Source organism: Candidatus Thiodiazotropha endoloripes (assembly GCF_001708965.1).
In the GTDB taxonomy this organism is placed as follows: domain Bacteria; phylum Pseudomonadota; class Gammaproteobacteria; order Chromatiales; family Chromatiaceae; genus Thiodiazotropha; species Thiodiazotropha endoloripes.
The window spans coordinates 62213-73793 of sequence record NZ_LVJW01000008.1; the positions used below are offsets into that span (position 1 = coordinate 62213).

Annotated in this window: 8 protein-coding genes; all 8 read left to right on the top strand. The window is 51.8% G+C overall.

What is annotated here, in order from left to right:
* The first annotated feature begins 2 nt into the window (after positions 1 to 2).
* The 8 genes from nusA to A3193_RS20315 all read left to right on the top strand — a co-directional run bounded on the left by nusA (position 3) and on the right by A3193_RS20315 (position 11195).
* Complete coding sequence (gene nusA / locus A3193_RS19785; protein ID WP_069002881.1) at positions 3 to 1496, top strand: transcription termination factor NusA; 1494 nt, start codon at positions 3 to 5, stop codon at positions 1494 to 1496.
* A gap of 65 nt (positions 1497 to 1561) precedes the next feature.
* The gene (gene infB / locus A3193_RS19790; protein WP_069015671.1) at positions 1562 to 4213 is read left to right on the top strand and encodes a translation initiation factor IF-2; all 2652 of its coding nucleotides are present in this window, start codon (positions 1562 to 1564) and stop codon (positions 4211 to 4213) included.
* A 94-nt stretch (positions 4214 to 4307) separates the two neighbouring features.
* Positions 4308 to 4667 carry a 30S ribosome-binding factor RbfA gene (gene rbfA, locus A3193_RS19795; protein ID WP_069002883.1) on the top strand — a complete coding sequence of 120 codons (360 nt, stop codon included), beginning with the start codon at positions 4308 to 4310 and terminating at the stop codon, positions 4665 to 4667.
* Positions 4668 to 4698: 31 nt separating this feature from the next.
* Positions 4699 to 5622 carry a tRNA pseudouridine(55) synthase TruB gene (truB, locus tag A3193_RS19800; protein WP_069002884.1) on the top strand — a complete coding sequence of 308 codons (924 nt, stop codon included), beginning with the start codon at positions 4699 to 4701 and terminating at the stop codon, positions 5620 to 5622.
* Positions 5623 to 5881: 259 nt separating this feature from the next.
* Positions 5882 to 6151, top strand: a complete 270-nt coding sequence (gene rpsO, locus A3193_RS19805; protein ID WP_069002885.1) for a 30S ribosomal protein S15 — start codon at positions 5882 to 5884, stop codon at positions 6149 to 6151.
* 40 nt (positions 6152 to 6191) lie between these two features.
* Positions 6192 to 8294 carry a polyribonucleotide nucleotidyltransferase gene (gene pnp / locus A3193_RS19810; RefSeq protein WP_069002886.1) on the top strand — a complete coding sequence of 701 codons (2103 nt, stop codon included), beginning with the start codon at positions 6192 to 6194 and terminating at the stop codon, positions 8292 to 8294.
* A gap of 210 nt (positions 8295 to 8504) precedes the next feature.
* Positions 8505 to 8981: a DM13 domain-containing protein gene (locus tag A3193_RS19815; protein WP_069015672.1), complete on the top strand. Its 477-nt coding sequence runs from the start codon at positions 8505 to 8507 to the stop codon at positions 8979 to 8981.
* Between the two features lie 513 nt (positions 8982 to 9494).
* Entirely contained in the window at positions 9495 to 11195 is a 1701-nt protein-coding gene (locus A3193_RS20315) for a DUF6531 domain-containing protein (protein WP_083218897.1), read from the top strand.
* Positions 11196 to 11581 lie beyond the last annotated feature (386 nt).

Consider the following 11581-nt stretch of genomic DNA (forward strand, 5'->3'; position numbering starts at 1 on the left):
TGATGAGTAAAGAGATATTGCTGGTCGTAGACGCGGTCTCCAATGAAAAAGATGTGGGAAAGTCCATCATCTTTGAAGCCATTGAAGCGGCGTTGGCGTCTGCCACGAGAAAACGTAATGGAGATGACATTCTCGTTCGGGTTGCGATCGATCGTACTTCCGGAGATTACGATACTTACCGCCGCTGGGAAGTTGTCGAGAGCTATGCGGAAGATGAGCCGGACGCACCACTGAGGCAGATCATCTTGGATGCTGCCCGGGAAGAGGATCCGGATATACAGATTGGCGATTTCGTTGAAGAACCGATCGAGTCCATTGAGTTCGGACGGATTGCCGCTCAGGCAGCAAAACAGGTGATCGTACAGAAGGTGCGTGAAGCTGAGCGTGCCAAAGTGGTCGAGGCCTTCAAAGGGCGTGAAGGTGAACTGGTCACCGGTGTGGTGAAACGCATCGACCGGGGTAACATCTTCATGGATCTGGGTGGTAATGCGGAGGCCTTCATCGGACGTGAACACATGATCCCCAAGGAGTCGATCCGGGTAGGTGATCGGATTCGCGGCTATCTCTATGAAGTCAGATCGGAGCCCAGAGGACCGCAACTGTTTATCAGCCGGACCATGCCTGAACTGCTGATCGAGCTGTTCAAGCTGGAAGTGCCTGAAGTGGGTGAGGGTCTGATCGAGATTCGCAGTGCAGCGCGGGATCCCGGATTACGTGCCAAAATTGCTGTTAAAGCATTGGATCAGCGCATCGATCCGGTTGGTGCTTGTGTCGGCATGCGTGGCTCACGGGTGCAGGCTGTCTCCAACGAGCTGAATGGTGAGCGGGTCGATATCATTCTGTGGAATGACAACCCTGCACAGTTTGTGATCAACGCCATGTCGCCGGCGGATGTGGTCTCCATCGTGGTTGATGAAGATACCCACGCCATGGACGTGGCGGTCAGCGAGGAGAATCTCTCCCAAGCGATCGGACGTGGTGGACAGAATGTTCGACTGGCCAGTCAGCTGACCGGTTGGGAGCTGAATGTCATGGACGAGGCCCAGGCCTCCGAGAAGAGTGAATCGGAAGCGAAAGGCTATATGGACTCCTTTATGGATCAGTTGGATGTGGATGAGGATGTAGCTGCGATCCTGGTACAGGAAGGCTTTACCAGTGTCGATGAAGTCGCCTACGTACCGATTGAAGAGATGCTCTCCGTTGAGGAGTTCGATGAGGAGCTGGTAGAAGAACTGCGCAACAGAGCTAAGGACTATTTGTTGACTCGCGCGATTGCCAATGAAGAGGCTTTCCGTGAACCGGCCGATGATCTGCTGAACATGGACGGCATGGATCAGCAGCTCGCCTTCACCCTGGCCGGCCGGGGTGTGGTGACCATGGAGGATCTGGCAGAACAATCCATCGATGAACTGATGGAGATTGACGGTATGGATGAAGAGCGGGCAGGCCAGCTGATCATGACAGCGCGTGCTCCCTGGTTTGAAGAGGCGGAATAGGTCACTCCGGTTTCTGGGTGAAGAAAAAGCAACAGATGGAAAAGGCAAATTCGAGAGGCTGATGAATGAGTGAAGTAACGGTAGCACAACTTGCAAATGTCGTTGGCATTCCTGCCGATCTGTTGATGGAACAGTTGGCGGACGCCGGCATTCAGGCGAAAAGCCCTGAAGATAGGATTTCCGATGATGAGAAGGCGAAACTGCTGCTGCATCTGCGTGAGAGTCATGGCAAAAAGAAGACCTCAACGGTTACCGCACCCAGCAAGGTCACACTCAGGCGTAAAACGGTCAGTGAACTGCGCCAGCCCACATCGAGCGGACGCAGCACGCTGAGTCGTGCGTCGGCCGCACCGGCAAAAACGGTGAGCGTTGAGGTGCGGAAGAAACGCACCTACGTGAAACGCACCAATGTCGAGTCGGATGAAAGCAAGGTCAAGCAGGCTGAAGAGGCGCGGAGAGCGCTGGATGATCAGGCGAAAGAGCGTGCCGCTATCGAGGCGGAAGTAGAAGCGCGTAAGGCTGCCGAGGCTGCCAAGCGCCAAGAACAGGAAGAGGCCGAGAAAAAGGCAGAGGAAGAAGAAGCCGCCAAACTTGCGGCAGAAGCAGAAGCCAAACGTCTGGCTGAGGAAGAGGCGGCAAGAGAAGCGGCTGAGGAAGCCAAGCGTCAGGAAGAGCTGTTGAAACCAGAAACTGCTGCAGAGCCTGAGCCGGCTGTCGAGGCGAAACCTGCTGCTGCCGAGGCCAAGGCCGAACCGTCCCGTGGCAAGAAAGGTCGTAAAGACAGTCGTCGCGACGAGAAAGGTTTTAGCGATGACAAAAAGGCGGACCGTAAAGAGCTGCACGTGGCGGAAGGGCTGCGTGGAAAGCGCAAAAGAAAACCGGGCAAACAGCGTAGAGCAGCGGCCGCTGCTGCCAGCGACGCCCAGCACGGCTTCCAGCGCCCGACCACTCCGGTTGTGCATGAGGTGAAAATTCCCGAGAACATTACCGTTGCCGATCTGGCGCAGCGCATGACCATCAAAGCCGCCGAAGTGATCAAGGTGCTGATGAAGATGGGCATGATGGTAACCATCAATCAGACACTGGACCGGGATACTGCCATCCTGGTGGTCGAAGAGATGGGCCATGTGCCGGTTGCACAGCGTGACGAGGATATCGAAGCCGATCTGCTGAGTGAGGAGGATGACGCCCATACTCAGGGAGAGCAGGTTAACCGTCCTCCGGTGGTCACCATCATGGGTCACGTCGATCATGGTAAGACCTCTCTGCTCGACTACATCCGCACCAGCCGGGTTGCTGCCGGTGAGGCGGGTGGTATCACCCAGCATATCGGTGCCTATCATGTGGATACCGACAAGGGTACGGTCTCATTTCTCGATACCCCGGGCCATGCGGCGTTTACCGCGATGCGTGCCCGTGGCGCCAAAGTTACCGATATCGTCATTCTTGTGGTGGCCGCCGATGATGGCGTGATGCCACAAACCAAGGAGGCGATCCAGCACGCCAAGGCGGCCGAAGTGCCCCTGATCGTGGCGATCAACAAGATCGATAAGGAGGAGGCCAATCCGGATCGGGTGATCCAGGAGCTCTCCCAGGAAGAGGTCATCCCCGAAGACTGGGGTGGCGATACCATGTTCGTCCGCGTCTCGGCGAAAACCGGCGCCGGTATCGATGATCTGCTCGATGCGATTCTGCTGCAGGCCGAAGTGCTTGAGTTGCAAGCGGTTGAAGATGGACCGGCTACCGGTTCCATCGTTGAATCCTCACTCGACAAAGGGCGTGGCCCGGTGGCTACCGTACTGGTTCAGTCCGGCACCCTGAACCGGGGCGATATGATCGTCTCGGGTAAGGAGTTCGGCCGTGTACGGGCGATGTTCGATGAGGCCGGTCGCTCCATCAAAACCGCCGGTCCTTCCATTCCGGTGGTGGTGCTGGGCCTCTCCGGCACCCCGGAAGCCGGTGACGATGTACGTGCGGTCAGCGATGAGCGTCGTGCCCGCGAGATCGCCGAACTGCGTCAGGACAAACAGCGCTCAACCCGTCTGGCTGCCCAGAAGGCCGCCAAGCTGGATGAGATGTTCACCCAGATGGAAGAGGGCGAGACCCAGACCCTGAATGTGATCGTCAAAGCGGATGTACAGGGTAGTGTGGAAGCGTTGAAGGAGTCCCTGGTGAAGACCTCCACGGATGAAGTCAAGGTGCGCGTTGTGGCATCCGGTGTGGGCGGTATCAATGAGTCTGACGCCAATCTGGCGGTGACCTCGAATGCGATCATCATCGGCTTCAATGTGCGTGGTGATGCAGGAGCCCGTCGAGTGGTGGAAGAGCAGGGCATCGACATGCGCTACTACAGCATCATCTACGAAATCATCGATGATGTGAAAAAGGCGATCTCCGGTATGCTCTCACCCGAAATCAGAGAAGAGATCATCGGCCTGGCCGAAGTGCGGGATGTGTTCCGCAACTCCAAGCTGGGCGCGATTGCCGGTTGTATGGTGCTCGAAGGTATGGTCAAGCGCAACAATCCGATCCGCGTGCTGCGGGATAACGTGGTGATCTACGAAGGATCACTCGAGTCCCTGCGTCGCTTCAAAGATGACGTCAATGAAGTGAAGAGCGGTATGGAGTGCGGTATCGGCGTGAAGAACTACAACGATGTGCAGTCTGGTGATCAGATCGAAGTCTTTGAACGTACCGAAATCGCACGTACGGTATAAGCTTGATTGAGACTATGCATTCCATCAATCCGAACAACCACGGCCTAACCGAAACAGTCTGCACCAGCAGGCTGTTTTTTATGGGGCATGCTGCATGAGCCGGGATTTCAAACGTACCGACCGGATCAGCGCTGAGCTGCAAAAGGAGCTGGCCGAACTGATCCGTGAAGAGATCAAAGATAAGGCGCTTGGCATGGTGACCGTCCAGGAGGCCCGTGTCGTCCGGGATCTATCCCAGGCGAAGGTGTTTTTCACCACCCTGGGCGCAAGCTTCTCTCATCAGGAGAGCGCAAAACATCTCAACCAGGTGGCCGGTCATCTGCGCTGGTTGCTTGGACAGCGTATGAAGATACGCACAGTACCCAAACTTCAGTTTGTTTATGACATTTCGGTCGAGCAGGGGGAGCATCTCTCCAACCTGATCGAAGAAGCGGTAACCGAGAAACAAACCTGATTCCAGTGATAATGTTTTTTAGAGATTAAGTATGGGACGTCGTCGTAACAGAGGGCGCAATATCAATGGGGTATTGCTGCTCGACAAGCCGCAAGGCATGACCTCCAACAAGGCGTTGCAAGAGGTCAAGTTTCTTTACAAGGCCGCCAAGGCGGGCCATACCGGCAGCCTGGATCCCTTGGCAACCGGTCTGTTGCCGATCTGTTTTGGTGAGGCCACCAAACTGTCTGCCTTTCTGCTTGATGCGGATAAGCGCTATCTGGTGAAGGTCAAGCTGGGTGAAACCACCACCACCGCGGATGCGGAGGGTGAAGTGGTGGAGACCGGTGACCCGAGCGGTGTGACTGAGGCTGCACTGCTCGAGACCATGAAGGAGTTCCTCGGGGAGCAGCAGCAACTGCCGCCGATGTATTCAGCCATCAAGCATAATGGCGAGCGGCTCTACAAACTGGCCCGTCAGGGTATTGAAGTGGAGCGGGAGCCGCGCACCATCCATATCCATGGCATCGATCTGCTGAGTTTTGATCTGCCTGAGTTCGAGATGGATGTGCGTTGCTCAAAAGGCACCTATGTACGCACCTTGGCCGAGGATATCGGCAAGCGCCTGGGTTGTGGCGCTTATGTCAGTGGTCTGCGTCGTACCGGCGTGGGTCCCTATGACGACCAGTCGATGCTGACGCTGGAACAGATCCAGGAGGCCTTCGGCGAGAAGCGTTTTGCTGAAATGGATGAGTGGATGCTGCCTTTGGAGAGTGCTCTGGCCGACTGGCCCGAAGTCGCCCTCAGTGCCGATGCCGCTTTCTATATGAAGCAGGGTCAACCGATCCTGGTGCCGAATGCGCCGACCAGCGGCTGGGTGAGGCTCTATGCCAACAAAACCGATTTCATCGGGGTCGGACAGATCCTCGATGACGGGCGGGTGGCCCCCAAGCGGCTGATGCAGGCGGTGGAGTGAGCCAGCCGGCTGATGAGGATTAAAATTGGTCGTTCCGGCCAGCCCGAAATGACAAATTGGGTGAATTAATCAGGGGTTAGCCAAGCATTTGAACTTGGGTGACTTGCCGTCGCAGCGGAGAACGCGCATACTACGCGGTCTTCCTGGCTTTGCCTGAAAAGAATTGATGAATTAAACCGGTCCGGTCAGCCTGAACTCATTGTCGGGTTGGCCTGAAAAGTGACCATTTTTCAAGACGTAACCTATAGGAGTACACGTCATGTCAATGAGTGCAGCAGAAAAGAAATCCATTGTCGAAGAGTATCAGCGCGCCCCTGGCGATACCGGTTCCCCCGAAGTGCAGATCGCACTGATGACCGGCCGAATCACCCAGCTGACCGAGCATTTCAAAGATCACAAGCAGGATCACCACTCCCGTCAGGGCCTGGTACGTCTGGTCAACTCCCGCCGCAAGCTCCTCGACTATCTGAAAGGTAAAGATCAGCAGCGTTACAAAGACCTGATCTCCCGTCTGGGCCTGCGTCGCTAAGCCTCCCCCTCAATACACTTAAGTATCCAAGGATTCAAACGTGACATTAATAAAGAAAGAATTCCAATGGGGAGACAACAAGGTCTCCATCGAGACAGGTGAGATCGCACGGCAAGCCGATGGCGCGGTCATGGTCAACATGGACGACACCGTCGTCCAGGTCACCGTGGTCGAAGCGAAAAGCGATGTGCCCAGGGACTTTTTCCCCCTGACCGTCGACTACCAGGAAAAAACCTATGCCGCCGGTATGATCCCCGGCGGTTTTTTTCGCCGTGAAGGTCGTCCCAGCGAGAAGGAGATCCTCACCGCACGTCTGATCGATCGTCCGATCCGTCCACTCTTTCCAAAGGGATTCACCAGTGAAGTTCAGGTCATCATCACCGTGATGTCACTGAATCCTGACGTAGATCCTGAGATCCCGTCTCTGATCGGTACTTCTGCCGCGCTGGCCATCTCCGGCCTGCCGTTCCAGGGTCCAGTTGGTGCCGCTCGGGTCAGCTACAAGGATGGGGAGTACACCCTCAACTCACCTTCAACCGGTCTGAGTGACAAATCCGATCTGGATCTGGTGGTCGCCGGTACCGAAGAAGCGGTATTGATGGTGGAATCGGAAGCCAACCAGCTCTCTGAAGATGTGATGCTGGGTGCGGTACTGTTCGGTCATGAAAACTTCCAGGTTGTGATTCAGGCGATCAAAGAGCTGGCAGCGGAAGTCAACAAGCCGATTGAAGCATTCAACCCGCCTGTGGTTGACGAAGAGCTGAAAGCTGCGGTAGCAGCCGAAGCTGCAGAAGGCATTGGTAATGCTTACCGGGTTGCCGACAAACTGGACCGTTATGCCGCCATCGATGCGACCGTTGCCGCTACCCTTGAAAAGCTGACTGCCGTTGAGGTGGATGGTGAGCAACGCTGGAGCAAAGATGAGATCTACGGTCAGCTAGAGAAGCTGAAGAAAGTGACCGTTCGCGGCCGCATTCTGGACGGCGAGCCCCGTATCGACGGTCGCGACACCCGTACCGTACGCCCGATCGCTGTACGTACCGGCGTACTGCCCCGTACTCACGGTTCCGCGCTGTTCACTCGTGGCGAGACTCAGGCCCTGGTTGTCACCACCCTGGGCACCGAGCGTGATTCACAGATCATCGATGCACTGGACGGCTCCCGTCGTGAGCACTTCATGCTGCACTACAACTTCCCGCCTTTCTGTGTCGGTGAGACCGGCCGTGTGGGTAGCCCCAAGCGTCGTGAGATCGGTCATGGCCGTCTCGCCAAGCGTGGTGTGCTGGCTTGTATGCCGACCATCGGTGACTTCCCCTATGCGATCCGTGTGGTCTCCGAGATCACCGAGTCCAACGGTTCCTCCTCCATGGCCTCCGTCTGTGGCACCAGCCTCTCTCTGATGGATGCGGGTGTGCCGATCAAAGCACCGATCGCCGGTGTCGCCATGGGTCTGATCAAGGAAGAGGACAAGTTTGCCGTCCTCACCGACATCATGGGTGACGAGGATCACCTGGGTGACATGGACTTCAAAGTGGCCGGTACCGCCGAAGGTATCAACGCCCTGCAGATGGATATCAAGATCAACGGCATCACCAAAGAGATCATGGAGATCGCGCTGGATCAGGCTAAAGAGGGTCGTCTGCACATCCTCAACGAGATGAACAGCGTCATCGATACCCATCGCAACCAGATGTCCGAGCATGCTCCGCGGATCATCGAGTTCAAGATCAATCCGGACAAGATCCGTGACGTGATCGGTAAGGGTGGCGTGACCATCCGCTCCATCACCGAAGAGACCGGTGCCACTGTGGATATCACCGACGATGGCGTGGTGAAGATCTTCTCTGTCGACAAGCATGCCGGTGAAGAGGCACAGCGTCGGGTTGAGCTGATCACTGCTGATGTGGAAGTCGGCACCATCTACGAAGGCAAGGTCGCCAAGCTGATGGACTTCGGTGCTTTCGTCACCATTCTGCCCGGTAAGGATGGCCTGGTGCACATCTCCCAGATCTCCAACGAGCGTGTGGAGAAGGTCAGCGACAAGCTGGCGGAAGGGGATGTTGTGAAGGTCAAGGTACTGGAAGTCGACAAGCAGGGCCGCATTCGTCTCAGCATGAAGGCGATTGATGAAGCCGACGCCTGATCAGCAAGCTGATCGGTAGATGAAAAAGGGGCCTGACGGCCCCTTTTTTTATGTCCTGTAAAACGACTCAAATCTGCTGTAAAAAACCGGGGAGTTGCAGATTATGTGATACTTTGGTGATAGGCTTGATGTAGAGTCAGCTGGCATTGATAAACCATCACGACAGGGTATTGCCCTAGTCAGAACATAAAAACAGATCCAGGTCCTAGCATGAAAGCACGCACAATAGTGATACTTCTAATCACCCACGGCATCGTTGGCATAGCCGGATTTGCCATCGGCATCTTTGTACTTCCCATTCTGGTGGCGCCACCGGCTCCCACTCAATCCGCCGTTGAGGAGATCTTCGCACAAGCCAGCTATACCGCTGAGTTTCGCAGAGATCTGCAGGATAGTGATGCACTGCACTGGGGTGAGGGACAGGTTTCCGTGAGCTCAACCTCCATCACACTGATGGGAGAGCTGGCGCCTGGGCCGGATTATAAACTCTACCTCTCTCCGAAGTATCTGGAGACCGAAGCGGAATTCAATCGTCTGAAGCCCGATATGGTCCGGGTAGGGGATGTCAGGACATTCGATAACTTTATTATTGAGGTTCCCTCGCATATCAACCCATCCGATTTCACGAGTGTGATTGTCTGGTGTGAATCTTTTGGGCAGTTCATAACGTCTGCCAAATACAAGTGATCAAGAAGGTAGGGGTTGAGAGCTTGTTGGTAATTAATAGTGGATAGAAAAAATAGAGTAAGCTCATAGCTAGAAGTTGTATCTCTAAAGTAAAATTAATTGAATAATATTCAATTAAAAGCACAGATTAGTTAGTCTTAAACATCTTTCCCTGTCTCACCCCGGTTCTGTATAAACGTAAGAGTTTTATATCTATAGGAAAAAAGATTCTTAAGAAATTTAAGTAATCTTGTCCGTGTCTTTTACTGATTATTTTATTGATCAAGATCAGTATTAGTTATTATTTAGTGGATTGTCTTTTGTAACCGACATGGAAATAGTTTCAACTCATCAATCAGTGATTCGACAGGAAGTATCAGTAAAAATATCAGGGATGACGTCAATGACTCGAAGTCTCTTCCGTAATCTCCTCGCATCCAGATTCCATTTTTTGCTTTTTTTTGATCGTTTCATTTGTAAACAAGTATTTGAATACTAACTTCAAGGAAGTTCTAGCATTCTAGGAAAATAGAGATGACGACTTTAAAGAATCAAACTTTCAGTTTTGTAATATGTATATTGATAGTTACAACTTCAGCGCAAAGTGAGGTAGTGACTAATGTAACATCACCACCTTTCTATCATTTGCTTCATACTGACACATTTGATAGTGGAGAAGAAGCGTACAACGCCTGTCGTGAACTCGGTTTTTTGTATGTAGAAGATCCTTATTGCCGTGGTGTCTCAGATAGAAAAAATAATATATATTTTATGAGAGGCGGTTGGTGGCAAGAGTCATATTTTGTTTGGCATATGCCAAATTATTATTACCCAAGGTTTTATATGACTCCAGATTTTGTCAAAAGTTGCCCAGTTGGAAATCCATGCCATCCTGCAACAGGTAATAAAACTCAAACAGAAACTGATTATGTTAGTAATAGTGGAACACTTAAGGTCGTTCGCTATTACTCCTCATTAGATCTAGGGGATGGATTTACAGAACTTGGGTATCAATGGCGGCATAATTATTCTAAAAGGCTAAATGGATTTAGTTCTGTATGTTATTCAAATTATAAAGGTGTGAAATCTGTATTATATGATTCTCAAGAAGATGCGTGTCAGCTGGGTTGGAGTCAGATATTAAGCGGTTATAATATCTATCGATATAAGCTTACTGGCTCAACTTCCTTGTATAGGGATGGTGTCTGCGAAATACATCACAACAATGAGATCGTGGCAAAATTAACAATACATAACACAATCGATAATAGATTGAGTATCGGAGCAACAGATCCAATACAGTCAATTCACGATAGTTCAGGAAGGCTATATAGCTTCCAATCACAAAATAACCAGATGATTTCTTTCTACCCCACGGAAGCGGTTCTCAGGCAAGATGGAGATTATTGGGTTTTTACTAATCCAAATGGACAGATTGAAAGGTATAATAGTGAAGGTAATCTAACGTCACTTTCAGATAGCAGTGCCCAAACAACCATTTTTTCTTATGACATTTCAGGAAAGCTCAGCACAGTAACAGACCAGTTTGGTAATAGCCTAAGCTATGAATACCATGAAGATGGTCGACTTATTTCAATCGTGACCCCAGATGGTAATATAAATTACTCATATGATACTAAGGGGCGATTATCAAGTGTAACTTATATTGATCAAACCCAAAGGCTTTATCATTACGACAATAGAACTTTCCCAAATCACCTGACTAGTATAACCGATGAAAACGGAAACCTCTTTGCAGAATGGGAATATGATATTCAAGGCCGAGTCATTACATCTGAGCATGCTGGTGGAGCGGAACGTGTGCAGTTACGATATCAAAATAATGGCTCTACAAGAGTCACTGAAGCGTCTGGCGCTGTACAAACCTATTTCTATGATCTGATTCAAGGTGCATTCAAACTTACTCATATAGATGGTGATCGTTGTCTAACTTGTTCTGATAGCGATACCCAAGCCTACACTTACGATAACAACGGTTTTATTACCAGTAAAACCGACTGGAACGGCAACACCACAACCTATAGCCGAGATTCTCAGGGTAGAGAGCTCAGTCGTACCGAAGCCTCAGGCACCCCCCAGGCCAGAACCATCACCACCACCTGGGATACCACCCTCAACAAGCCGTTGACGGTCACCGAGCCTGAACAACGCACCGAATACACCTATGACACGGAAGGTCGCCTGCTGAGCAGACAGCAAAGCTCCGTACAGTAAACCAGACAACCGGACCGACAGGACCTGATTGAAGCAAGGACATGGACATGAGCAAACCCACCATGACATTCACCCCCAAAAACCTCACCCTCTGGGCGATAAACAAGACACCCATTCTTAAATCTTCTTAAATCGTTTTGCTTCTAATGGAAAAAGGTCGTTATAGATGAATCATATATCTAGATTGAACAGTAAAATAAAGGAGGGTGAGAATGAAAATCGTTAAATGATGAAGTTTGACGCGACACTTTTAGGTTGATTTCTCACAGACAAGCACAGCGCGTGCTCAGTGCCTACTGATGATGTTTTTCAAGTTGTTGTTTGAGAGGATTATCTAGTTCAATAATTCTGAAACTGCCCCAAGGTTCGGCGTTCGTCGGAAATTA

Coding starts and splice junctions, on each gene's coding strand:
- nusA (WP_069002881.1), top strand. CDS start 3: ATGAGTAAAGAGATATTGCTGGTCGTAGACGCGGTCTCCAATGAAAAA.
- infB (WP_069015671.1), top strand. CDS start 1,562: ATGAGTGAAGTAACGGTAGCACAACTTGCAAATGTCGTTGGCATTCCT.
- rbfA (WP_069002883.1), top strand. CDS start 4,308: ATGAGCCGGGATTTCAAACGTACCGACCGGATCAGCGCTGAGCTGCAA.
- truB (WP_069002884.1), top strand. CDS start 4,699: ATGGGACGTCGTCGTAACAGAGGGCGCAATATCAATGGGGTATTGCTG.
- rpsO (WP_069002885.1), top strand. CDS start 5,882: ATGTCAATGAGTGCAGCAGAAAAGAAATCCATTGTCGAAGAGTATCAG.
- A3193_RS19815 (WP_069015672.1), top strand. CDS start 8,505: ATGAAAGCACGCACAATAGTGATACTTCTAATCACCCACGGCATCGTT.
- A3193_RS20315 (WP_083218897.1), top strand. CDS start 9,495: ATGACGACTTTAAAGAATCAAACTTTCAGTTTTGTAATATGTATATTG.